Consider the following 22,287-nt stretch of genomic DNA (forward strand, 5'->3'; position numbering starts at 1 on the left):
AGCGAGGCCCCCATGCCCAATACCCGTTTCAATCCGCAGGAGGCACTGGTCTGCGCCATGGTGCTGATGGCGGCCTCCGACCGCATGATGTCGGATGCCGAGCTCGCCATGATGTCCCGGCTCGTGCAGACCCTTCCGGCCTTCAGCGACTTCCACCCGAACGGCATCTCGAGCGTCACCGAGACCTGCCTCACCCTGCTCGACCGGGCGGACGGGCTGGACCGCGCCTGCACCTTGATCCGCGAGGCCCTGCCGGCCCGGCTGCGCGAGACGGCTTATCTGCTGGCCTGCGAGGTGGCTGCGGCGGATGGCGACCTGACGCAGGAGGAGCTGCAATTCCTCCAGGACTTCCGCATCGCCATGGATATCGATCGCCTCATCGCCGGCGCCATCGAGCGGGCGGCGCGGGCACGCTACCAAGTGATCTGAGGGATGCCCCGGCGTGCCGCAGCACGCCGGAGCGGCCGGCCTCAGTCGTTCTTCGAGCTGCTGTGCTTCGAGCTCTTGTAGGCGGTGTCGTGCGTATGCGCGACGTCGCGCTCACCCCCGCCGCCCGAGACGCGGGAACGGTCCGGGTTGGTCGGCGTGCCCGGCTCGCGCGTCGTGTCGCTGTTCGCCTTATCGTCGGAGCGTGTCGCGTGTCCATGCGAGCCGCCCTGGTGGCTGCTGCCCGGGCCGCCGCCGGAATGGTCGTTGTTCTTCTCGGTCGTCCGGGAATGCGGCTTGCTCATGATGACTGATCCCTGTGTATGGCCCGGGAGGAGGCTCCCGCAGGCAGCCTTCCTACAACGGTCCCATACAGGGTGGGTTTGATACGGCGGCCTTTCAGCCAGCCTTCTCGTTCAGCGGCCTGAGCGCCTCCGGCGTGCGGAAATCCGCCGGCACGACGAAGTCGCTCGCCGCGCCGCGCATCGCCCCGGGCGGCTTCGGCAGGCCGCTCCGCCGGCGGAAGCTCGCCATCGCCGCCGGCAGCGGCCGCCGCAGCGCCAGCGCGCAGGCGACGTCGAGGGCCGCGATGCCGAGCGTCATCAGGAAGGCGATGCCCGAACGCTCCCGCTCCGGCCCGGCGACACCCGCCGCCAGCGTGCCGAGATCGAGCGCATCCCCGCCGACGCGGCCCCAGACCCAGGGCGTCGGGTCCTTCGCCGTCAGCAACCCGATGCCGGTGACGATCTCCCGCACGCCATAGGAGGAGATGAGCCGCTCATGCCCGTGCAGCCCGGTCGCTCGGGTGATGCGGTGCGGCGCCAGCACCTCGGCCACGCCGAGAGCGATGCTGAACCAGCCGAGCCCCTGCGCCAGCGCCAGGGCCTGGTTCGATCCGCGCGTCCGGCTCATGGCTTCAGCACCACCTTGATGCAGCCGTCCTGCTTGTCGCGGAAGGTCTTGTACATCCCCGGCCCGTCCTGCAGCCCGACCGTGTGGGTGATGACGAAGGAGGGATCGATCTGCCCCATCTCGATCCGCTTCAGCAGGTCATCGGTCCAGCGGTTCACATGGGTCTGGCCCATGCGGAAGGTCAGGCCCTTGTTCATCGCCATCCCGAAGGGGACCTTGTCCAGCAGTCCGCCATAGACGCCGGGGATGGAGAGCACGCCCGCGGGACGGCAGACATACATCATCTCCCGCAGCACATGCGGCCGGTCGGTCTCCAGCATAACCGCCTGCTTGGCGCGGTCATACATGCTGTCGATGGTCGCCGTGGCATGTGCCTCGAGCCCGACGCAGTCGATGCATTTCTCCGGGCCCTTGCCGCGGGTCAGCTCGTTCAGCCGCTCGACGACGCTCTCCTTCGAGAAGTCGATGGTGGTGGCGCCGCCCGCCTCGGCCATCGCCAGCCGTTCCGGCACGCGGTCGATGGCGATCACCTGCTTCGCACCGAGCAGCAGCGCGGAGCGGATGGCGAACTGCCCGACCGGCCCGCAGCCCCAGATGGCGACGGTGTCGTCCCGCTGGATGTCGCACTGCACCGCGGCCTGCCAGCCGGTCGGGAAGATGTCGCTGAGGAAGAGCAGCGTCTCGTCGGGGACGCCGAGCGGCACTTTGATGTGGGTCTTGTCGGCGAAGGGCACGCGCAGGTATTCCGCCTGCCCGCCCGGATAGCCGCCGGTCAGGTGCGTGTAGCCGAACAACCCTGCGGTGGTGTGGCCGAAGACCTTGTCGGCCAGCGACTTGTTACGGTTGCTCCGCTCGCAGACGGAGAAATTGCCGCGCCGGCACTGGTCGCATTCGCCGCAGAAGATGGTGAAGGGAATGACGACGCGGTCGCCCTTCTTCAGGTTCGTGACCTCGGACCCGACCTCCTCGACGATCCCCATGGTCTCATGGCCCATGATGTCGCCATTCTCCATGCCCGGCATGAAGCCGTCATAGAGATGCAGGTCGGAACCGCAGATCGCGCAGGACGTGACCTTGATGATCGCATCGCGCGGGTGCTCGATCTTCGGGTCGGGTACCGTATCGCAGCGGATGTCCTGCTTGCCGTGCCAACAGAGTGCGCGCATCGGAATGTCTCTCCCAGTCGGGGGGGAAACGCGATGCCACCAGCCCGGGTTGTCGGGCCGGGCGCGGAACGGCCCTACAGCGCCTCGGCGGGGGCGAGCGCGCAGGGATGCGCCGGGTCGCCCTGCTCCACCTGCAAGGTCGCATGGCCGATGCCGAAGTGCTCACGCAGCCCCCGCTGCACCGCACTGAGGAATCCGTCATCCACCGCCGCGCCCGGCCGCACCAGATGCGCGGTCAGCGCCGTCTCGGTCGTGGAGATCGCCCAGATATGCAGATCGTGCACCTCGGCGACACCCGGCTGCCCGGCCAGCCAGGTGCTCACCGCCTCCGGCTCGATGCCCCGCGGCACCACATCCATGGCGAGGTCGATCGATTCCCGCAGCAGCCCCCAGGTGCCGACCAGGATGACGCCGGCGATGACCAGCCCGGCCACGGGATCGATCCAGTCCCAGCCCGTCAGCCGAATCAGCAACCCACCCACGACGACGCCGGCCGAGACGCCCGCATCGGCGACCATGTGCAGATAGGCCCCGCGCCGGTTGATATCCGCCTCCCGCCCGCGGGCGAAGAGCAGCGCCGTGCCGCCATTGACCAGGATGCCCGCCGCCGCCACGGCCATCATGAAGCCGGTGGCAACCGGCGCCGGCTCCATCAGCCGCTGCACCGATTCCAGGGCGATGGCGCCGACGGCGACCAGCAGCAGCATCGCATTGCCGAGCGCCGCCAGGATAGTGCCGCGATGCCAGCCATAGGTCCGCCGCCCACCCGGCAGCCGCCGCGCCAGCCGCACCGCCACCCAAGCCAGCACCAGGCCGAGCACGTCGGACAGGTTGTGCCCAGCATCCGCCAGCAGCGCCATGGAGCCGGCGACGAGCCCCGCCACCACTTCCAGCGCGACGAAGCCGAGATTGAGCGAGATGCCGAGGGCGAAGCCGCGCTCGCCCGGCGCCGGCCCATGGGAATGGCCAGGCCCGTGCTCATGTCCATGGCCGTGCCCATGGTGGTGGTGGTGATCCCCGTGCGGCATCAGAAGCGTTTCAGCAGCCTGTCGATGTAGTCCAGCTCCTCCGACGGCCGTTCCCGCTCGGCGCCGCGGCGGCGCAGCTCGTCCTGGAGCTTGCGGGTGCGGAGCATCTCCGCCTCTTCCGGCACGCGGGTATCGGCGCCGTTGTCGGCATTGCCGTTGACGTCGCGCGAGCGGCGGCCGAGCGGGTCGCGCCCCTCACCCTGGCCCTGCGCCTGGTCCTGGCCCTGACCGCCGGGCTGGTTCTCGCCGGCCATGTCGCCGGGCTCGCCCTCCTCCTCGCCCTCGCCCGGCTGCGGGTTGCCGAACTGCCGCTGCATGGACTGCGCCATCTGCCGGCCGCCTTCCTGCAAGGCGCGGAGTGCGCGCTGTTGGGCGTCGCGTGGGTCGCCGCCCCGGCCGAGCGCCTCCTGCGCCTCGCGCATCGCCTGGTCGGCGCGGCCGAGGCCGTCCGGGATCTCGCCTGTGAGGTCGCCGAATTGCTGCATCAGCTCGCCGAGCGCCCGGCGCAGGGCGCGCTGGCGGCGACCATCCTGCCCGGCCTCGGGCTGCTGCTGTGCCTCGGCGCTCTGCTGCTGCTGGCGCTGCTGCTGCCGGCTGCGCGGGCTGCGGTCGCGCTCGCCCTGGTCGGCACGCTGGTGGCTGCGGTCGAGCATCTCGCTCTGCCGCTTCACCATGTCCTGGACGACGCCCATCTGCTGCTGGCCGCGCTCGCGGCGCTGCTGACGCTCGGGGCTCTCGGCGCGCTGGCTGCGGCCTTCCTCCAGCGCCTTCAGCATCTCCTCGAGCTCGGCGAGCTCCTTCCTCGCATCCTCGGTGCGGTCCTCGCGGGCGGCCTCCTCCATGCGACGGGTGCGGCGGTCCATGTCCCGCTGGTCCATCATCCGGTTCTGGCTGCCTTCCGGCATCGCCTCGGCATTCTCGCGCTGCAGCCGCTCGGCCAGCGCCTCCAGATGCTGGCGGATGGCATCGCGCAGTTCCTGGATGCGGCGCTGCACTTCGGCGCGCTGCTCGGCCTGCTCCGGTGCCCGCTCCGGGTTCTCGCGGGCCTCCTGCTGCTGCCGCTCGGCCTGGTCGAGCGCCTCGCGCAGCGCCTCGCGCGCCTGCTGCAAGGCGCGGGCGGTGCGGCCGTCGCGACCCTCCTCCAGCGCCAGCGCGGCTTCCCAGAGGATGTCCTGCACCTCCCGTACTGCCTCGGACCGGCGGTCGTTCAACAGCCGGCTGCGGGAGACGCGGAGGGCGAGATAGGTGGCGGTGTCGTGTTCGAAAGCCTCGGGCGCCTCGGCCACCTCCTCCAACGCCCGGCGGGCGGGGGTGCGCCGCTCCGGCTCCACCGACAGCTCGCGGCGGATGGCGATCAGCCGCTTCGCTACCGGATGGTTGAAGCTCCGCTCCGGCAGGGTGAGCGTCGCCGGCTCGGACATGCCCTCCTGCCCGGCGCCATCGCGCACGATCAGCCGCGCCGCCACCTCCAGCCCGGCCCAGGGATGGGCGGAGAGGTCAGACTGTGCCGTGCCGCGCGCCGTCTTCGGGTTGCTGCCGGGCAGCGGCAGGTCGAGCACCAGCGGCGCCGCCTCCGGTCGCGTGGCCAACCGGATTTCGGCCCGCAGCCCGGCCAGGCCCCAGTCATCCTCCGCCCGCCAGGGCATCCGCGTGCCGAGGCCGCGTTGGACCCGGCCCGGCGGCTCGGCGAAGGCGACGGAGGGCGGTGCATCGGCCTGCACGCTGAGCGTCCAGCGCGCCAGCTCCGTCCCGCCGCGACGGACGGCCAGGCGCAGGCCATGCTCCAGTGGCATCTCGGCGCTGAAGCTTGCTGCATCGAGCGCCTGGAAGGGCGTTGCCGCCGCATCGGCCACCAACTCCGGCACCCCGCCCCCACCGCCGGAGAGCGAGACCTGCAACCGGCTCCCCGCCGGCACCGTCACATTGCCCCCAGCCGGGTCGAGGAAGATCGGCGGCGCCCCGGTATAGGCGGGCGGCGTCACCCAGGCCTCGAGCCGCAGCCCTGGCCCGGCTGTGGGGCCGGCGAAGGCCGGGCTCACCGACCGCCGCAGCCGCTCCCCCATCTCGCCCCCGGCCATGACGAAGGCGGCGACGAGGCCGACCACCAGCGCCGCCCGCAGCGCCCGCGGATCACGTGCCGGCAGGCCAGGACGCGGCGCGCCGATCCGCAACCGGCCGATCTGCGCCGCCGCCCGCTGCTGATGCACCTGCCAGAGCGCCAGCGCCGCCGGATCGTCGCCCGCGGGCCGGTCCGCCAGCGCCGCCAGCGGCCGATGGCTGAGGCCGGATTCCCGCTCCAGCCGCCGCTCCGCCACTGCATCGCCGGGCGGGACGAAGCCGCGGAAAGCCCGCCACCCCACCAGCCCGAGCGCCGCGGCGAAGCCGATCAGCAGCAGGATATGCAGCGCCGCCGGCAGCTGCCGCGGCAGGTCGAGGAGGGCGAGGATCACGAACAGGCCGAGCACCGCCAGCACCGGCCAGAGCCGGGGCCAAAGCGCCTCCCACAACAGGGCCAGCCGCGCCAGGCGGCGCCGGCTGGCGAGCGCTGCGGCGAGGCGCTCCGGGCTCAGGGGACGGCCCCCCCGGCCAGCCAGTCGGGCATCCGCTGCCCGGCCAGCATGGCATCGAAGCCCTGCCGCTCCCGCACCACGGCGAAGCGCGCGCCATCGACCAGCACCTCCGCCGCCAGGGGACGCGCATTGTAGGTGCTGCTCATCACCGCCCCATAGGCTCCCGCATCGAGGAAGGCGACCAGCGCCCCCGGTTGCAGAGATGGCAACGCGCGGCCGCGCGCAAAGGTGTCACCCGTCTCGCAGACCGGCCCGACGACATCGGCCGGACTGAGGGCGGCGGCGCAATCCGCCGACGCGACAGGGAGAATGCCATGCCAGGCATCATACATTGCTGGCCGCACCAGGTCGTTCATCCCCGAATCGAGGACGAGGAAGCGCCGCCCCGTCCCCTGCTTCTGCAGCACGACGGAGCTCAGCAGCAGGCCGGGCGGCCCCGCGATCCAGCGCCCCGGCTCCAGCATCACCGGCAGGCCGAGCGGGCCGAGCGTCGCGGCGATCGCCCCCGCCAGGGCCTCCGGCGCCGGCGCCGGCTCGTCCCGGTAGGGGATGCCGAGGCCGCCGCCGCAATCGAGATGCTCGACCGGCAAGCCGCGCGCCATCAGCGCCTGCGCCATCTCCGCCATCCGCGCATAGGCGGCGCGATAGGCCGCCATGCCGCTGGTGATCTGGCTGCCGATATGCATGGCGATGCCAACCGGCCGCAGCCCCGGCAGCTCGGCGAGTCGGGCATAGAGCGCTGGCGCATCCTCGAAGGCGACGCCGAATTTGTTCTCGGACTTGCCGGTGGTGATCTTGGCATGGGTCCGGGCATCGACATCCGGATTGACCCGCAGCGCCACCCGCGCGACCCGCCCGAGCGAGGCGGCCAGCGCCGAGAGCATCCCCGCCTCCTCCACGCTTTCGATATTGATCTGGGCGATGTCCTCGGCGACGGCGAGGCGCAGCTCCCGCTCAGTCTTGCCGACGCCGGAGAAGACGATGGCGGAGGCCGGGATGCCGGCGGCACGCGCCAGCCGCAGCTCCCCCTCGCTGACCACATCGGCGCCGAGCCCCTCGGCCGCCAGCACCCGCAGCACGGCGAGATTGCCGTTGGCCTTCACCGCATAATGGATGGAAGCCTTGAGCCCCACCCCCGCCAGCGCCGCCTTCAGCGACCGTGCCCGGCGCCTGAGCGCCCCGGCGGAGTAGACCCAGGTCGGGGTGCCGGCCGCGGCGGCGATGCGGGCGAGCGGCACCTCCTCCACCGTCAGCCCGTCGAGGGCATGCATGGAAAGATGCGGCCGGAGGGCCAGCATCTCGGCGAAACTCGGCTCGGCATCGGCCAGGGCGAGGGGAAGGGAGGAAGCCATCCCCTATTGTGCGGCGCGGCGGGGCGGCGGGACAAGCGCCCGCTTGCTGCCCGCCGCGCCCGGGCCCTCAACGCGCCCGAAAGTTGCGGTGGCAGCCGCCGCAGAATTGCGGCCCGGTCGCCTGGAAGGCGGTGGCGAAGGCCGCCGTGTCGCCCGAGGCCGCCGCCGCCTTCAGTACGTCGAGCTGACCGAGCAGTCGGGTATTCGCCGCATCGAAGCCGGCGCGATCCGACCACACCGCCGGCAGCGCCTTGGTGTCGCCGCGGTCGGAGCCGGGCGGGAAGCGCGTCGGCATGGTGCGGAACCAGGCGATCATGTCATCGATCCGCGGCTCCAGCGCCTTCACGTCGCCCCGCGCCTCGGCCATGGGCTTGATCGCATCCATATGCGCGCCCATACGCTTCAGCCCGGCCCGGCGCTCGGCGATGACATCCCCCTGAGCCAAAGCCGTCCCCGTCAGCGCCATCAAGGCCAGCGCCGACACCATCATCCGCCATGTCATGCAAGAATCCCCTAACCCCAAACCCATGATTGCGATCATGGCATGGCTGCCCCTTCCATTGGCAAGCCTCGGACTGTAACGAAGCCGCACCAGATATCCGGTGGTGCCGCTGCGTTGCAGCCGCACCGCACCCGGAGTTCACCCGATGCCAGAGCCCATCCGATCCGTCGCCGTCTTCTGCGGCAGCCGCCCCGGCGCCGACCCGGCCCATGCCGCGGCGGCCGAAGCCCTCGGCCGCACCCTGGCCGAGGCCGGCCTTACTCTGGTTTACGGCGGCGGCGGGATCGGGCTGATGGGCAAGGTGGCCGAGGCCGCCATCGCCGCCGGCGGGCAGGTGCATGGCGTCATCCCCGAATTCCTGACGCGGATCGAGCGGGTCTATCCTGAGATCACCGAACTCGAAGTCACTAGCAGCATGCACAGCCGGAAAACCCGGATGTATGAGCTGTCCGATGCCTTCATCGTCCTCTCCGGGGGCCTCGGCACCATGGACGAGCTGATGGAGGTCCTGACCTGGCGCCAGCTCGGCCTGCACGACAAGCCCATCATCCTGCTCGACATCGCCGGCTGGGCGCGGCCGCTCCTCGCCTTGTTCGATCATCTGATCGAGGCGGGGTTCGTTGCCGCCGATGGCCGGCAGCTCTTTGCCGTCGCGGCTGATGTACCGGCCGCCATGGCCTTGTTGCGGGCGAGCCCCGCCGACGAGGCCTCGGCGCCGGCCGAGCGGCTCTGATCCCCCCTTGCCGGGTCGTGGCCCGGCTTGTATATGGCCGCCTCCCGCGGCGACGAGCCGACCAGCGGAGCGTAGCTCAGCCTGGTAGAGCACTGTGTTCGGGACGCAGGGGCCGGAGGTTCGAATCCTCTCGCTCCGACCAAGTCGGCCTCGCCGGAGAACCCCGCCAGCCCCGCTGGCGGGGTTTTTTCATCCCCGGCCGCTGCCGGCCCAGATGATCAGCTTGCTGGCGGGCAAGGCCCAGACCGTGCCCGCGACCAGGAAGAACACTGCCTGCACCGCCCAGTGCATCTGCAGCACATGGTCGGCCAGCGTCACCACGCCGACGATATAGGCGAGGAAGCCGGCGAGGCCGACGAGCGTGGCGATGGAGGCGCGAGACATGCCCCGCAGATGGCGCAGGCCCGCGCCGCCGCCAAGCCCCGAATCGCGGCCCGGCCGTTGCGCCTCGCCCGCCCCCGGTGCTTATTGGCGCCGCCGCCGGCCCCCGGAGGCACGCCCACCGAAGGACAGGCCATGCCCGAGACCCACCCCGATCTCGATCTCCGCGCGCATATCCGCGGCATCCCGGATTTCCCGAAGCCCGGCATCCTGTTCTACGACATTTCGACCCTGCTGCGGCACGGCCCCGCCTGGCGCGCGGCGATGGAGCGGCTGGCCGAGAAGATCCGTCCCTACAAGCCCGATGTGCTGGCCGGCATCGAGAGCCGCGGCTTCCTGGTCGCCGCCCCGCTGGCGCTGGAGCTTGGCCTCGGCTTCGTCATGCTGCGCAAGCCGCGCAAGCTGCCGGGCGAGACGATCGGCCTCGACTACGCGCTGGAATACGGCACCGACCGGATCGAGATGCAGGCCGATGCGGTGCAGCCCGGCCAGCGCGTGGTGCTGCTTGACGATCTGCTGGCGACCGGCGGGACCATGGCGGCCGGCATCGGCCTGTTGCGCCAGGCCGGGGCCGAGGTGCCGGCCGTCGCGGCGCTGATCGAGCTCACCTTCCTCAACGGCCGCTCCCGTCTTGACCTCCCCTGCGAGACCCTGCTGCGCTACGACGACTAGGGGGTTCCACCGCAGGCGAGGGAGGCACAGCATGGCGCAAGGCCCGCGACCGACCCGCCGGAAGGTGCTGGCTGCCGCCCTCGCCGCATGGCCCGCCCCGGCCTTCGCCCTGCCGCCAGCGACGGCGACGCTGCTGGTCCCGGGCCCGGAAGATGGGCCGCTCGCGGATTGGGCGAACCGCCTGGCCTCGGCGCTCGCGCGCGGCAGCACCACGGCCATGACGCTGGAGCGGAGCGTGCTTGGCGGCCCGGATGGCGTGACCGCCGCCAACCGCTTCGCCACCGCCGCCGCGCCGGATGGCCGCACCCTCCTGGTACTGCCGGGCGCCGCGGCCCAGGCACGTCTGGTGGGCGACCAGCGCGCCCGCTTCGACGGCGCCGGCTGGGTGCCGGTCTGCGCCGCACAAGGGCCGGCGGTGCTGGCCGGACGAGGCCGCCCGCCCGCGGCCACGGCGCCGCTCCGCCTCGGCCTTGCCGCACCCGACCAAGCCGGCGCCGCGGCCCTGCTCGGCCTCGACCTGATCGGCCATGCCGCCACCCCGGTCCTCGGCCTCGCCGGCCCCCGCGCCGATGCGGCGCTGACGCAGGGCGCGGTTGAGGCAGTGGTGGTGCAAGGTGGCAATGGACTGGCGCGACTCGCCGCGCTCGGCGCCCAGCCCTGGTTCGTGCTGGATGAAGCGCGCGACCCGGCCCTGCCTGAGGTGCCAGCCGTCAGCGAGCTTGCCACCGGCGGCGATGCCGCCCTGCGTACTGGCCTGCTCGCCGCCGCGGCCAATGCCCGGCTGCTCGGCGCGCTGCTGCTCCCGGCGCTGACGCCGGGCGACCTCGTCGCCCTCTGGCGCGCGGCGGCGCAACGCTGGCTGGAGGAAGAACGCGGGGCATTGGGCCCGGGCATCCGGCTAAGCGCCGGAGCCGAGCTTGCTCCGGTCTTCAGCCCGCTCGCGCCACCGCCCGAGGCAGTTCTCGCCTACCGGGACTGGCTGTTCCGCCGGCTGCGCTGGAAACCGGATTGACCTCACGCCCCATCCCGGTTCAGGAGCCAAGCACCGACATCACTTATGGCGTGAGCGGCACGAAGATTTTCTGTTTGTGAACCTGCGTCTTTTTGGAATGGCATATATTGCGGTGCGCTGTCGCCGCGGTGAACGTCCTTTCAGAAGAGCACAGACCGATGGTCTTCAGTTCCGCCACCTTCATTGTCGGGTTCTTGCCGCTCGTTCTGCTCGGCTTCCTGGTCTTCGCCGGGACGGGGCAAAGCCGGATGGCGGCGGGCTGGTTGACGCTCGCCTCGCTTGTCTTCTACGGCTGGTGGAATCCCTGGTGCGTCCCGCTGCTGATGGCCAGCATCCTCGCCAACTACCTGTTGGGCGGCTATCTTCTACACAGGCCGTCGCGGACGGTGCTCGTGCTCGGCATCATTGGCAATCTGCTGCCGCTGCTTTACTATAAGTATACTACCTTCCTTCTGACCAATATCGACACCGCCTTCGGTCTTGACTGGCAAATCCGCGAGATCGTCCTGCCGCTCGCCATCTCCTTCTTCACCTTCCAGCAGATCGCCTATCTCAGCGATGCGCATGACGGGGCCGTGGTCGAGCACGACTTCCTTAACTATTGCCTGTTCATCACTTTCTTTCCGCATCTGATCGCCGGCCCGATCACCCATCACCGCGAGATGCTGAGCCAGTTCGGCAACCCGGAGAATTTCCGCCCGCGCTTCGACAACATCTCAATCGGCCTGACCCTGTTCGGCCTTGGCCTCGCCAAGAAGGTCATCCTGGCCGACCCGCTCGGCGCCCTGGCGACTCCTGCCTTCGCCGCGGCCGCGGGTGGCGAGAGCCTGGCGCTGCTCGATGCCTGGGGCGCCGCGCTGGCCTATGCGCTGCAAATCTATTTCGACTTCTCCGGCTATACCGACATGGCGATCGGCCTCGGCCTGCTCTTCGGCATCAGCCTGCCGCCGAATTTCGACAGCCCCTTCAAGGCCCGCAACGTCATCGAGTTCTGGTCGCGCTGGCACATGACGCTGACGCGCTTCCTGACGACCTATGTCTACAACCCAATCGTGCTGCGCGCGACGCGTGCGCGCACCGCCGCCGGCAAGCCCCTCCCCCGCCGCGGGAAGATGTCGCCCGGCACCTTCCTCGCCCTGGTCGCCTGGCCGACCGTCCTGACCATGTTCGTCTCCGGCGTCTGGCATGGGGCGGGCTGGCAGTTCGTCGTCTTCGGCCTGCTGCACGGCTTCTATCTGGTGGTGGCGCATGGCTGGCGCGCCTGGAAAGCGAGCCGGGGCTGGAAGCTCGACGACGACCGCCTGCTGCCGCATGCATCCTCCGTGCTGCTGACCTTCCTTTGCGTCGTCGTCGCCCTGGTCTTCTTCCGTGCGGAGGGTGTGCCGGCAGCGCTGAACTTGCTGGCCGGCATGGTCGGGCTGCACGGCACCGTCGTCCCGGCAAGCTTCGCCCATCTGCCGCTGATCGCCGACATCGTCGCCAGCCATGGGCTCGCGGTCGGCGCCGGGCGGTTCTTCCAGATCGAGGATTGGGCGAGGATTATCGTACTGCTCGCCTTCGTCTGGTTCATGCCGAACACTCAGCAGTTCATGCTGCAGTTCCGCACCGCCCTCGGCTGGCGTGGCCGCCCGGCCTGGGTGCAGGCGATCCTGCCGGCGATGACCTGGCGGCCGGCGCCCATCTACGGCGTCGCGCTCGGCGTGCTCTGCTTCTTCGTGCTAATGCAGACCTTCTCCTCGGCGCCGACCGAATTCCTCTACTTCCAGTTCTGAGGCCGTCATGGAACAACTCGCCTGGCTCCCGGTGCATGATGATCTCGGCGCAGCGCTTTCCGCCGCCCGGCGCATCGCCGACCCGGGCGAGCGGCTGGCGCGGGCCATGCACCTCGCCGGCTTCCGCCGCGACTTCACCGCGACCGGCCGGCTCGACCGCCTGGCGGAGGAGGGCCTCGCCGCGCCGCCCGCCCATCTCGGCCTGGTGCCGCTGCGCCTTGCCATCCTTGCCTCGCATACCGTCGATCATCTGGTGCCCGGCATCCGCGTCGCCGGGCTGCATCGCGGCCTTGCCCTTGCGGTGCATGTCGCGCCCTATGGCAGCTACCGCCAGTCGCTGCTCGGCGAAGATCCCGCGCTCGCCGCCTTTGCGCCGCAGCTGATCCTTCTTGCATTGGATGCGCAGGACTCTCCCATCGACCTGCCGCTCGACTCTCCGGAAAGCGCGGTGGAGGAAGCCGTTGCCGCCCGGATCGGCGAGTTGCGCCATCTCTGGCGCCGGGCGAAGGAGCGGTTCAACGCGCAGGTGGTGCAGCAGTTGTTGGTGCCCGCCAGCCCGCCGCTCTTCGGCAGCTACGAGGCGATGGTCCCTGCCGCACCGCACAGCCTGCTCGCCCGCCTGAATGCCGGTCTTCGCGCCGCCGCGCGCGAGGATGGCGTGCTGCTGCTCGACCTCGCCACGCAGATGGCCGGCCAGGGCCCGGCGGATGGCCTCGCCGACCCGGTACGCTGGCACCAGGCGAAGCAGCTCGTCAGCCCGGTGATGGCGCCGCTGCATGGCGACCTCGTCGCCCGCATCGCCGGCGCGGTACTGGGCCGGGCGCGCAAATGCCTGGTGCTGGACCTCGACAACACCTTGTGGGGCGGCGTCATCGGCGATGACGGCATCGAGGGCATCAAGCTCGGCCAGGGCAATCCAACCGGCGAGGCCTTCCTCGCCATGCAGCGCTACGCCGCCCAGCTCGGCCGGCGCGGCATCATCCTCGCCGTCTGCAGCAAGAACGACGCCGCGGTCGCCGAGGCGGCCTTCGTCAACCATCCGGACATGGCGCTGAAGCGCAGCGACATCGCCGCCTTCCTCGCCAATTGGTCCGACAAGGCAGGCAACCTCCGTCAGATCGCGAAGCAGCTGAACATCGGCCTCGATGCCCTGGTCTTCGTCGATGACAATCCCGCCGAGCGCGACATCATCCGCCGCGAGCTGCCCGATGTCGCCGTGCCGGAACTGCCGGAGGACGTTGCGCTCTATCCCACTTGGCTCGGTGCCGCCGGCTATTTCGAGACGGCCGGCTTCACCGCCGACGACGCCACGCGCGGCCGCAGCTACGCGGCGAATGCCGAGCGCCAGGCCATGCTGGAGCAGGCGACCGATCTTGAGGGCTATCTCCGCAGCCTCGAGATGGTGCTGACCGCGCGCCCGATCGGCTCGGCCGAGCTGGCGCGCGCGACGCAGCTCGTCAACAAGACCAACCAGTTCAACCTTACCACCCGCCGCTACACCGAAGCCGAGATGCAGGCCCTGGCCGAGGCCCCGGACTCGCTGGCGCTGGCGCTCCGCCTCACGGACCGCTTCGGCGATAACGGCCTCATCAGCGTTGTGCTCGCACGCCCGGATGCGGCGCTGCGCCCGGACGAGTGGCTGATCGATACCTGGCTGATGAGCTGCCGCGTGCTCGGCCGCAAGGTCGAGGAAGCGACCTTGCAGGTGCTGCTGGACCATGCGCAGCACCAGGGCATCACCGCCCTCATCGGCGAATACCGCCCCACCGCCCGCAACGGCATGGTGGCGGAGCATTATCCGCGCCTCGGCTTCACGCCGATGGCGCCATTGCCGGATCGCCCCGACGGGACGCTGGTCTGGCGCATCGAGACTCGCGGCTCACGGCCGTTCGCCCACCCTATCGCTTTGGATACCCTATGCACGAACAGGAGATCTACGCGGCACTGACGGAAGTCTTCCGCGACGTATTCGACGACGACGACATCACCATCTCCGCCGCGACCACCGCCGAGGACATCCCGGGCTGGGACAGCCAGGCGCATGTCAACCTCGTGGTCGCGGCCGAGACGCGGTTCGGCATCCGCTTCCGCACTGCCGAGCTCGAGGCGCTGCACAATGTCGGCGACTTCGTCCAGCTGATCGGCACCAAGCGGAAAGGCACATGACGCCATGTCCGGAGCGCCGATCGCCGAAGCTTCACCGAAACCGGTGCAGCCAAGCTACCTGTTGGCCTTCCTCGGCTCGCTGCTGGGGATGTTCGCCTTGTACTATGGCGTCCTGCTGACGCTCTCGGCGACGGGAAACCTGCCGCCGCCAGCCTTCAGCAATTCGCTCTGCGTCGACGAGAAGCTGCGCTTCCTGCGGGATGAACAACCCGGCTCGCCGACCTTGCTGGTCGTCGGCTCTTCCGTCGCCTGGCGCCATTTCGACGGCGACACGCTCTTGCGGAAGGCGCCGGACCTGAAGCCACTGAACGGTGCCTTCTGCGGGCTGCGCGTGAACCAGACCGGCTTTGCGGCCGACTGGCTGCTCGATCACTACCCAATGGTGCGAGAGGTGGTGATGGTCGCCTCGCCGCAGGATTTCGAGAACTGCACCAGCCATCCGACCGCCTTCCTCGACCGCGGCGATATCGACGACTACGTCTTCGATCGGGTAACGCCCTGGTTCTACTATACCCGGTACTTCTCCTTCGTCTCGCTGGCACGCAATGCCGCAACCATCGGCGACAAGCGCTCCGGCGTGAACCGCATCGACCCGCTGGTCTTCGACCGGTTCGGCAGCGGGCCGCTCGGCGCGGAAGGAGGTCGTGGGCAGCTGCTATACGGCGCGGTCGACAAGCCGGATCCGGCCTGCCTCTCCGCCTTGTCGCAACTCGCCAGCCGAGTGCATGGCGAGGGCAGGCGACTGATGGTCGCAATGACGCCGCTGCACCCGCAATGGCGGGCCCAGCACGACCCGGATGGCGCGGTGCTCGGCCGCTTCTCCAGCGGCATCCGCGCCGCCCTCGGTGAAAGCGGTGCCCGCTATTGGGACAGCAACCTGTCCTTCGCGGCCGACGAGGAGGAATTCTTCGACGCCATCCACCTGCGCTGGACAGGCGTCCCGCGCTTCACCGCGGCGCTGCTGCAAGCTTTCGACATCCCCGGAGCCGAATCTCCATCCGACTCTCGGGCCCGCATCGTGCTCAATCCGCCTCCTCTGGGTGTGACGGGCAACGACTGATATCAGGGCGGCGGCATCACGCCGCCTCCACCGTCATATTATACGAAGCTCATGACAGTGAGGCGTAATCCCTGTGCGCCGACGGCGGGACGACCTGTCGCCGGCGCAATCATTGCGGCTCGATAAAGCCATCTTGAGTTGATTAGCCCGTATATTTATTCAAATAAAGATTGCTGCTTGTTGGAGATCGCGCCGTGCTGCATGAAACCGTTCGAAATGTCCTGAGAGGCGTCGGTGACCTCGCGGCCTCCGCCGACACGCTCGGCGACAACACCGATCTCTTCGATGCCGGCCTTTCCTCCTACGGCACGGTGGAGGTGATGATCGGGCTCGAGAACGCCCTCGGCATCGAATTTCCCGAGACGGTGCTGACGCGCGACACCTTCACATCCATCAACGCCATCGTGCATGTGCTGGAACGCCTGCGCGATGGCACCGTCCCCGCTGGTGGCCAGGCGGTTGACGCCAATGGCTGGCCCGTCGCCACGGAGACCGTGCAGTGAGCGCCACCGAACTTGCTTCTCCCCTCAGCGCCGATGAATTCCGCCAGGAATTGTTCGAGCGCGGCCTGCTCTTCGCAACCGGCGTCGATGGCCTCTACGGGCGCAGCGCTACATTCGAGAATCTGGTCGACGCTGTCGATCGCCTCATCGGCCGGATGTCGACGGAAGACGGCGCGGAGATCATGCGCTTCCCGCCGATCATGACGCGCACCGGCTTCGAGGCGAGCGGCTATTTCAAGAACATGCCTCAGCTTGTCGGCACTGTTCACTGCTTCTGCGGCGATGACCGCGAGCACAAGCGCGTGCTCGCCTGCACGCCCGAGGAAGGCGGCTGGACCGCGGCGCAACAGCCCGCCGATGTCGTGCTGACACCGGCATCCTGCTACCCAGTCTATCCGATCATCGCCGCGCGTGGCCCGCTGCCGGCGGAAGGTTGGCTGGTCGATTCGTCCTCCTACTGCTTCCGCCGCGAGCCCTCGATCGACCCCGCGCGCATGCAGATGTTCCGTCAGCGCGAGCAGGTGTGCTTCGGCACGCCGGAGCGTATCCGCGCCTTCCAGTCGCATTGGATGACACGAGCCCTGGAGATGTTCCGCCGCATGGGCCTGCCTGCGACCACGGATCTGGCGAACGATCCCTTCTTCGGCCGCCCCGGCATGCTCATGGCGAATGGTCAGCGCAGCCAGCGCCTCAAATTCGAAATCCTCGTGCCGATTTCCAACCCCGACAAGCTCAGCGCCTGCGGCAGCTTCAACTATCATGTCCACCACTTCGCCGATGCCTACGGCATCCGTGACGCGGATGGTGAGGCGGCACATACCGGCTGCGCTGGCTTCGGCCTGGAGCGTGTCTCCCTTGCACTGTTCCGGCAGCACGGGTTCGATATCGAAGCCTGGCCGGAATCGGTACGCGCAACGCTCTGGCCTCGGGCCTGAAGACGAGACGGGGGCAGCCATCGATGATTCCGGTCGCCTTTCAAGGCTGCCGCGGGTGGCTGCATCCGGCAAACGGATCGGCAGCGCATGGCCTCGTGCTGTGCCCGCCTTTCGGCTATGAGCTGATCTGCACCCAGGCCGGGCTACGCGCCCTGGCCGAGCGGGTGGCCGCCGCCGGCACGCCGGTTTTGCGCTTCGACTATCCTGGCACCGGCGATTCCGCAGGCGAGGAAGCGCCTGATCGCCTCACCGATTGGCTCGCCGCCATCGAGGCGGCCGGCGATTGGATGAGCGGGACGCTTGGCCTGAAAGCCATCAGCCTCGGTGGCCTGCGACTCGGCGCGCTCCTCGCTGCGGCCAGTGCGGCACGCCGCCCAGGCAGCATTCTCGATATCGTCCTTCTCGCGCCCGTCTGGTCGGGCCGCGCTTACGGGCGTGAATTGCTACTCGCCGCGCGTGCCGCCGGTGAGGCCACGCCAAAGCCGGGCTGGCTCGAAGCCGCCGGCTTCCGCCTGCATGAAAGCGACATCGCTGCATTGCGCGGGCTCGATCTCGCCGCTCTCTTGCGCCAGGCACGTCCCGCCCGCATCCTGCTCGCCGAGCCGCCCAGACCGGCAGCGGTCGCCCTTCCTGATCTTGGCGCAGCCGTGACCATGCTGCCTTTCGAAGGGCATGCCGCCTTCTTTCGTCATGCCCAGCTCAGCATCGCGCCCAAGGCGCTCTTCGGCAGCATCGCAACATGGCTGCCCAGGACTGCGACGCCACTACCCCTTCCGAGCCCACTGACAGACCGCCTTGCTGTCACACCGGGCATGGAGGAACGCGTCCTGCGCTTCGGCGCCGACGAGCAACTGACCGGCATACTCTGCTGCCCGGCACAACCGCAGCCGACCGCCGTGCTGATCCTCAATACCGGCGCCAACCATCATATCGGCAACGGCCGCATTGCCGTGCGCCTGGCACGTCGCCTTGCGGAACTCGGCTTCGCCTCGTTGCGCATGGACGCCGACGGCGTCGGCGAAAGCGGCGTCCTCCGCAACGAGCAGCGCGCCGAAGCCTTGTTCGAGGATGGTCCGACATCGGATGCACTCGCTGGCCTCGATGCATTGGAACGCCAAGGCTTCCGACGCAGCCTGGCGGTCGGCGTCTGTTCCGGCGCGCATCACGCCTTCCAGGCCGCGCTGCGGGATACTCGCATCGCCGGCCTCGCCCTTGCCAATCTGCCGGCTTTCGATCGCGCTGCCGGCGGCGCGCCGGATCTCGACGGCGGACCACCACCTGGCGAGAGCCCCAGATGGCGCAAACCGCGTATGGCGCTGCGCCGGCTCCTTGCCGAAACCGACCGCTTCCTGGCTGAACGGCTCGGCCTTGAAACCGGCCTGGACCGCGCCGGCCGCTGGCTGCGGCAGTTGCAGGCACGCGGAACGACGCTCTTTCTGGCCTACAGCGACCGCGACCGCTCGCTGCGCGAGCTGCGCGCGCATTTCGGCCGCGGCGGCCGCCACCTGCCGCAGCACGCTCCGATCCGTACCCTCGTCCTCGGCGGAACTGACCACGCCATCAATCCACAGGCCATGCAGGACGAGTTCATCGACGCCGTAGAGCGGGATCTGCTCCAGCATCACATGCATGTCCACGCTACCAATGCTCCGCAACTTCTCGCCCGAACCGCTACTACCCACGCAGCATAACAAGAACAGCCCGGGACGCATTCCATGGCCATCCTTCAGTCTGCACTGTCATCCACGAGACCCGTTGCGCAGGTCGATGCAGTGCGCAGCCTTCCCGCCAGCCTGCCGACGACGATCGAGGTCGCACGCGTGGTCCTCGTCATCGGCCTCGTCTTCCTGCACTACTTCTCCTTCCCGAACAGCCGCGTGTCGCCCTTCACCGGCTTCGATCCAGACAGCCACTCCTTCGCCACCTTCGTGAACAGCTTCGTGCTGCTGTTCTTCTTCAGCGCAGTGCCGCTGCTCAGCACCATCTCCGGCTGGCTCTTCTTCGGACTTGCCGACCACCCATTGCAGACCCTCACACGCCGGATGCGCAATCGCATCGGCTCGCTGCTGCTGCCGCTTCTCACCTGGAACCTTGCCACCATCGCCGTCGGCTTCCTCCTGCACGCTGTCGCCCCGACCACCGGGCTTCTCGGAGAGTTCCGCTTCGACTTCGACGAGCCCAGCCTCTTCGGCGTAGTCGATGGGGTCCTCGGCCTGACAGGCCTACCCGTCGCCTTCCAATTTTGGTTCGTACGGGACCTTTTTCTGTCCGTCCTGGTCAGCCCGCTCCTCTGGCTTATCCTGCGTCACGCGCCACTGGCCGGCGTTGCCGTACTCGGCGCCTCCTGGGTGCTGGACTTCACCTTCGGCATCTTCATCCGCACCGATGTGCTGTTCTTCTTCTTCCTCGGCGGCTTCGCCCGCATGCGGCAGGTGCCGTTGAACGTCTCCTGGCACACCACGAAGATTCTGCTGTTGACCTATGCGCTGCTGATGGCGGCGCGGGCCCTGGCGCCGCTCTGGCTCGACCCGACCACACCACCGCACCAGGATGTGCTCGACCTTGCAACGCGTCTCGCCCGTCCGCTCGGCGTCATCGCCTGCTGGGGCCTCTGCCTGCGCCTGACCACGACGCCACTGGGCGGCTTCTTCGCCCGCTATGGCGGCTTCGCCTTCTTCCTGCATGCCTCGCATTTCCCCATCATCATCTTCGTGAAGTACCTGCTCTGGCGCCTGGTACCGGCTGAGACGGATGCGTGGATGCTCGCCCATTACGCCGCCAGCGTCGCCGTCACGGTTTCGATCGCGGCAGCCGGCGCGGCGGTGATCTTCCGCCTCTCGCCTGCGCTCTACGCCTTCCTCGCCGGCGGCCGGCGTTTCGTCTGATGAGCGCGGCAGATCCCCTCGGCGAGCCCGTCGATCCGGCGCCGCGCCCGCGGCCGGAGCACGCCCTCATCACCGGCAGCAGCGTTACGCTAGAACCCTTGGCCGCTGCGCATGCGGAGGATTTGTGGCCCGCCGCACAGCAAGCCGCTGACAGTTGGCGCTGGCTGCCCTTCGGCCCGTTCGCAGACCGTGCCGCCTTCGCCGGCACGCTGCGCTTCATGGCGGTCAGCAAGGGCGAACTGGTCTGGGCAGTGCGGCCGCATGGCGCCGATGGCAAGCCCGGTCCCGCAGCCGGCTGGCTCGCGCTGCTCGACATCCGCCCGGCGGATGCGGCGATCGAACTCGGCAATATCTGGTTCCCACCCGGCCTCGCCCGCACCCGGGCGGCGACCGAGGCCATGTTCCTGCTCCTCGATCTCGCCTTCCACCTCGGCTATCGTCGTGTCGCATGGAAGTGCAATATGCTGAACACCGCATCCTCCCGGGCGGCGGAGCGGCTCGGCTTCCGCTTCGAGGGCGTGCTGCGCGCCCATATGGTGGTACGCGCCCATCGCCGTGATACGGCCTATTATTCCCTGCTCGATGCGGAGTGGCCCGAACGCCGCGCCGCGCTGGCTCATTGGCTACGCGATGCCAATTTCGACGCATCAGGACTCGTCCTCGAAAGCCTCCGGCGCCCGAAGGACCAGCATGCCTTCGCGTGACGATGCCCTTCCCTTCGACTTAAGGCTGGTCAACTCCGCCCCTGCTCCCGCGCCCGGCGAGGTGATCGGCATCGTAGTCGCGCGCAATGAGGCGCTTCGCCTCGGCGCCGCAATCCGCCACGCCCGCCATCTCGGCATCGGGTCGATCATCCTGATCGACAATCTCTCGAGCGATGCCACGCGCGAGGTCGCCCTTCAGTTTCCGCGCGTTCATGTCGTCGAAGCACCGACCAATTTCGCCGATGCCAATTTCGGCATCGACTGGGTGAATGCGCTGCTGCACCGCTACGCGCACGGCCACTGGGTGTTGCTCTTCGATGCCGATGAGATGCTGGTCTTCCCCGGCAGCACCAGGCCGGGCGCACTGCCCCAACTCTGCGCGCATCTTGACGGAATCGGCTCCGAGGGCCTGCTGACCCTCATGCTCGACTTCTTCCCGCGCGAGCCGCTGCACTCGACCTCGTATCAGCCTGAACAGGACCTGCTGGAGGCCGCGCCCTGGTTCGAGCCGCCGCAGCTGCGGCAGGAGCACGAGCCGGACTTTCCCCATATCGCAACCTATGGCGGGATTCGCGAGCGCCTCTTCTTCCCCGAGACAGTCCCGACCCGTCCAGCGCGCCTCCTCCACCAGAAGCTCTACAACCTCGGCTGGCGCCTGCCGCCGTTGCGCCGCGCCGCCTGGTTCACGCGTTTGGCGCCGCGCCGCTCGCCCAACCTCACCAAGCTACCCCTGCTGCGGTGGCGCGATGGAATGGCATTCCGCTCGGCGCATTCGGTCGCGCCGCTCGCCCTCGCCGCGGACCAGCCGAGCGGTGCGCTGCTCCACTTCAAATTTCTGCAGGACTTCCACGCCCGGGTGTTGGATGCGGTGGCGCGCAATGCGCATTACAACGGGTCGTCCGAGTACCGCCGCTACCTCGCGGCCCTGAAGCGCGATCCGGACTTCACCCTCCATGGCCCGCACAGCTTACGTTATGCCGGGCCTGAGCAGCTCCAGTCGCTCGGCCTGTTGCGCGATACGCCGGCCTGGGCCGCGGCCCGCGCCGAGGCGAAGGTCTTCGCCCCTACGCCGGGCTGAGGCGCTTCAGCCCATCGCGCCACGCGCCGCCGTATTCTCCGAAAGGGTATGCGACTTCACCTGGATGCCGGCCTTCTTCGCGCGGAGCCGTAATACCAAGTCTCCGAGAGCATGACTCTCTGGGGATTCCCAGACTGACGGCGCTCTGATTCAACGTGGCGAGCAGAGGAGCTTCGCCATGCCCATCCCACTCCGAGCTGACTTTGACGCAGCTGGGCTTCGTGCTGCGGCTCGCCGAACCAAGGATGCGGCCCAGGCCCGTCGCCTGTTGGCCTTGGCTGCCGTTTACGACGGAGTGTCGCGCACGGAGGCCGCCCGGATCGGCGGGGTGACGGTGCAGATCGTCCGGGACTGGGTGGTGCGGTTCAATGCCGAGGGTCCGGCTGGGCTGATTGACCGCAAGGCGCCGGGCCAGGCGTCACGGCTGAAC

The 22,287-nt window shown here is 69.1% G+C and carries 23 protein-coding genes and 1 tRNA gene; 16 read left to right on the top strand and 8 right to left on the bottom strand.

Annotated features, from left to right (window positions below; genetic code table 11):
* Positions 1 to 12 precede the first annotated feature (12 nt).
* A complete protein-coding gene (locus tag EP26_RS22250) occupies positions 13 to 429 on the top strand; it encodes a tellurite resistance TerB family protein (protein ID WP_043342020.1) in 417 nt (138 codons plus the stop codon).
* Between the two features lie 41 nt (positions 430 to 470).
* On the opposite strand, the gene EP26_RS22255 is transcribed toward EP26_RS22250, so the two are convergent.
* The 7 genes from EP26_RS22255 to EP26_RS32285 all read right to left on the bottom strand — a co-directional run bounded on the left by EP26_RS22255 (position 471) and on the right by EP26_RS32285 (position 7,956).
* Complete coding sequence (locus EP26_RS22255) at positions 471 to 731, bottom strand: hypothetical protein (RefSeq protein WP_043342021.1); 261 nt, start codon at positions 729 to 731, stop codon at positions 471 to 473.
* Positions 732 to 825: 94 nt separating this feature from the next.
* Entirely contained in the window at positions 826 to 1,338 is a 513-nt protein-coding gene (locus EP26_RS22260) for a hypothetical protein (RefSeq protein ID WP_043342023.1), read from the bottom strand.
* Complete coding sequence (locus EP26_RS22265; protein ID WP_043342024.1) at positions 1,335 to 2,504, bottom strand: zinc-dependent alcohol dehydrogenase; 1,170 nt, start codon at positions 2,502 to 2,504, stop codon at positions 1,335 to 1,337. Before EP26_RS22265 ends, EP26_RS22260 begins: the two co-directional genes overlap by 4 nt.
* A 74-nt stretch (positions 2,505 to 2,578) precedes the next feature.
* Positions 2,579 to 3,532: a cation diffusion facilitator family transporter gene (locus tag EP26_RS22270; RefSeq protein ID WP_043342026.1), complete on the bottom strand. Its 954-nt coding sequence runs from the start codon at positions 3,530 to 3,532 to the stop codon at positions 2,579 to 2,581.
* Entirely contained in the window at positions 3,532 to 6,039 is a 2,508-nt protein-coding gene (locus tag EP26_RS22275) for a DUF4175 domain-containing protein (RefSeq protein WP_052389528.1), read from the bottom strand. Before EP26_RS22275 ends, EP26_RS22270 begins: the two co-directional genes overlap by 1 nt.
* Before the next feature lie 59 nt (positions 6,040 to 6,098).
* The gene (gene lysA / locus EP26_RS22280) at positions 6,099 to 7,454 is read right to left on the bottom strand and encodes a diaminopimelate decarboxylase (RefSeq protein ID WP_043342027.1); all 1,356 of its coding nucleotides are present in this window, start codon (positions 7,452 to 7,454) and stop codon (positions 6,099 to 6,101) included.
* A 67-nt stretch (positions 7,455 to 7,521) separates the two neighbouring features.
* Positions 7,522 to 7,956 carry a c-type cytochrome gene (locus tag EP26_RS32285; RefSeq protein WP_052389529.1) on the bottom strand — a complete coding sequence of 145 codons (435 nt, stop codon included), beginning with the start codon at positions 7,954 to 7,956 and terminating at the stop codon, positions 7,522 to 7,524.
* 145 nt (positions 7,957 to 8,101) lie between these two features.
* On the opposite strand from EP26_RS32285, the gene EP26_RS22290 reads away from it, so the two are divergent.
* Positions 8,102 to 8,689, top strand: a complete 588-nt coding sequence (locus EP26_RS22290) for an LOG family protein (RefSeq protein WP_043342029.1) — start codon at positions 8,102 to 8,104, stop codon at positions 8,687 to 8,689.
* A gap of 65 nt (positions 8,690 to 8,754) precedes the next feature.
* A tRNA-Pro gene (locus tag EP26_RS22295) sits at positions 8,755 to 8,831 on the top strand.
* Between the two features lie 47 nt (positions 8,832 to 8,878).
* On the opposite strand, the gene EP26_RS22300 is transcribed toward EP26_RS22295, so the two are convergent.
* Positions 8,879 to 9,073, bottom strand: coding sequence for a DUF2842 domain-containing protein (locus tag EP26_RS22300; protein WP_043342031.1), 195 nt, complete (start codon positions 9,071 to 9,073; stop codon positions 8,879 to 8,881).
* A 132-nt stretch (positions 9,074 to 9,205) separates the two neighbouring features.
* On the opposite strand from EP26_RS22300, the gene EP26_RS22305 reads away from it, so the two are divergent.
* The 13 genes from EP26_RS22305 to EP26_RS22365 all read left to right on the top strand — a co-directional run.
* The gene (locus tag EP26_RS22305) at positions 9,206 to 9,742 is read left to right on the top strand and encodes an adenine phosphoribosyltransferase (protein WP_043342033.1); all 537 of its coding nucleotides are present in this window, start codon (positions 9,206 to 9,208) and stop codon (positions 9,740 to 9,742) included.
* 31 nt (positions 9,743 to 9,773) lie between these two features.
* Positions 9,774 to 10,754: a hypothetical protein gene (locus tag EP26_RS22310; RefSeq protein WP_043342035.1), complete on the top strand. Its 981-nt coding sequence runs from the start codon at positions 9,774 to 9,776 to the stop codon at positions 10,752 to 10,754.
* 158 nt (positions 10,755 to 10,912) lie between these two features.
* Positions 10,913 to 12,526, top strand: coding sequence for an MBOAT family O-acyltransferase (locus tag EP26_RS22315; RefSeq protein ID WP_043342037.1), 1,614 nt, complete (start codon positions 10,913 to 10,915; stop codon positions 12,524 to 12,526).
* A 7-nt stretch (positions 12,527 to 12,533) separates the two neighbouring features.
* Entirely contained in the window at positions 12,534 to 14,474 is a 1,941-nt protein-coding gene (locus EP26_RS22320; RefSeq protein ID WP_084112777.1) for an HAD-IIIC family phosphatase, read from the top strand.
* A complete protein-coding gene (locus EP26_RS22325; protein WP_043342039.1) occupies positions 14,444 to 14,692 on the top strand; it encodes an acyl carrier protein in 249 nt (82 codons plus the stop codon). The genes EP26_RS22320 and EP26_RS22325 overlap by 31 nt, the downstream gene beginning before the upstream one ends.
* Before the next feature lie 4 nt (positions 14,693 to 14,696).
* Positions 14,697 to 15,752, top strand: a complete 1,056-nt coding sequence (locus EP26_RS22330; protein ID WP_211259516.1) for a hypothetical protein — start codon at positions 14,697 to 14,699, stop codon at positions 15,750 to 15,752.
* Positions 15,753 to 15,946: 194 nt separating this feature from the next.
* Complete coding sequence (locus EP26_RS22335) at positions 15,947 to 16,255, top strand: acyl carrier protein (protein WP_211259517.1); 309 nt, start codon at positions 15,947 to 15,949, stop codon at positions 16,253 to 16,255.
* Complete coding sequence (locus tag EP26_RS22340) at positions 16,252 to 17,190, top strand: amino acid--[acyl-carrier-protein] ligase (protein ID WP_052389530.1); 939 nt, start codon at positions 16,252 to 16,254, stop codon at positions 17,188 to 17,190. Before EP26_RS22335 ends, EP26_RS22340 begins: the two co-directional genes overlap by 4 nt.
* A gap of 164 nt (positions 17,191 to 17,354) precedes the next feature.
* Positions 17,355 to 18,881: a hypothetical protein gene (locus EP26_RS22345; RefSeq protein WP_157033682.1), complete on the top strand. Its 1,527-nt coding sequence runs from the start codon at positions 17,355 to 17,357 to the stop codon at positions 18,879 to 18,881.
* Positions 18,882 to 18,962: 81 nt separating this feature from the next.
* Positions 18,963 to 20,075: an acyltransferase family protein gene (locus EP26_RS22350; RefSeq protein ID WP_052389532.1), complete on the top strand. Its 1,113-nt coding sequence runs from the start codon at positions 18,963 to 18,965 to the stop codon at positions 20,073 to 20,075.
* The gene (locus EP26_RS22355) at positions 20,075 to 20,779 is read left to right on the top strand and encodes a GNAT family N-acetyltransferase (protein ID WP_043342040.1); all 705 of its coding nucleotides are present in this window, start codon (positions 20,075 to 20,077) and stop codon (positions 20,777 to 20,779) included. The genes EP26_RS22350 and EP26_RS22355 overlap by 1 nt, the downstream gene beginning before the upstream one ends.
* Positions 20,766 to 21,857 carry a glycosyltransferase family 2 protein gene (locus tag EP26_RS22360; RefSeq protein ID WP_043342041.1) on the top strand — a complete coding sequence of 364 codons (1,092 nt, stop codon included), beginning with the start codon at positions 20,766 to 20,768 and terminating at the stop codon, positions 21,855 to 21,857. Before EP26_RS22355 ends, EP26_RS22360 begins: the two co-directional genes overlap by 14 nt.
* Before the next feature lie 178 nt (positions 21,858 to 22,035).
* On the top strand, positions 22,036 to 22,287 hold a 252-nt coding region (locus tag EP26_RS22365), incomplete at its 3' end, for a helix-turn-helix domain-containing protein (protein WP_043342055.1).

Source organism: Belnapia moabensis DSM 16746, assembly GCF_000745835.1.
Taxonomy (GTDB): Bacteria; Pseudomonadota; Alphaproteobacteria; order Acetobacterales; family Acetobacteraceae; genus Belnapia; species Belnapia moabensis.

Bases quoted from the DNA above. Each gene is read 5' to 3' on its own strand.
- EP26_RS22300 (WP_043342031.1), bottom strand. From the start codon at position 9,073: ATGTCTCGCGCCTCCATCGCCACGCTCGTCGGCCTCGCCGGCTTCCTC.
- lysA (WP_043342027.1), bottom strand. From the start codon at position 7,454: ATGGCTTCCTCCCTTCCCCTCGCCCTGGCCGATGCCGAGCCGAGTTTC.
- EP26_RS22325 (WP_043342039.1), top strand. From the start codon at position 14,444: ATGCACGAACAGGAGATCTACGCGGCACTGACGGAAGTCTTCCGCGAC.
- EP26_RS22315 (WP_043342037.1), top strand. From the start codon at position 10,913: ATGGTCTTCAGTTCCGCCACCTTCATTGTCGGGTTCTTGCCGCTCGTT.
- EP26_RS22255 (WP_043342021.1), bottom strand. From the start codon at position 731: ATGAGCAAGCCGCATTCCCGGACGACCGAGAAGAACAACGACCATTCC.
- EP26_RS22305 (WP_043342033.1), top strand. From the start codon at position 9,206: ATGCCCGAGACCCACCCCGATCTCGATCTCCGCGCGCATATCCGCGGC.
- EP26_RS22290 (WP_043342029.1), top strand. From the start codon at position 8,102: ATGCCAGAGCCCATCCGATCCGTCGCCGTCTTCTGCGGCAGCCGCCCC.
- EP26_RS32285 (WP_052389529.1), bottom strand. From the start codon at position 7,956: ATGACATGGCGGATGATGGTGTCGGCGCTGGCCTTGATGGCGCTGACG.
- EP26_RS22320 (WP_084112777.1), top strand. From the start codon at position 12,534: ATGGAACAACTCGCCTGGCTCCCGGTGCATGATGATCTCGGCGCAGCG.
- EP26_RS22310 (WP_043342035.1), top strand. From the start codon at position 9,774: ATGGCGCAAGGCCCGCGACCGACCCGCCGGAAGGTGCTGGCTGCCGCC.
- EP26_RS22355 (WP_043342040.1), top strand. From the start codon at position 20,075: ATGAGCGCGGCAGATCCCCTCGGCGAGCCCGTCGATCCGGCGCCGCGC.
- EP26_RS22270 (WP_043342026.1), bottom strand. From the start codon at position 3,532: ATGCCGCACGGGGATCACCACCACCACCATGGGCACGGCCATGGACAT.
- EP26_RS22360 (WP_043342041.1), top strand. From the start codon at position 20,766: ATGCCTTCGCGTGACGATGCCCTTCCCTTCGACTTAAGGCTGGTCAAC.
- EP26_RS22330 (WP_211259516.1), top strand. From the start codon at position 14,697: ATGTCCGGAGCGCCGATCGCCGAAGCTTCACCGAAACCGGTGCAGCCA.
- EP26_RS22260 (WP_043342023.1), bottom strand. From the start codon at position 1,338: ATGAGCCGGACGCGCGGATCGAACCAGGCCCTGGCGCTGGCGCAGGGG.
- EP26_RS22265 (WP_043342024.1), bottom strand. From the start codon at position 2,504: ATGCGCGCACTCTGTTGGCACGGCAAGCAGGACATCCGCTGCGATACG.
- EP26_RS22250 (WP_043342020.1), top strand. From the start codon at position 13: ATGCCCAATACCCGTTTCAATCCGCAGGAGGCACTGGTCTGCGCCATG.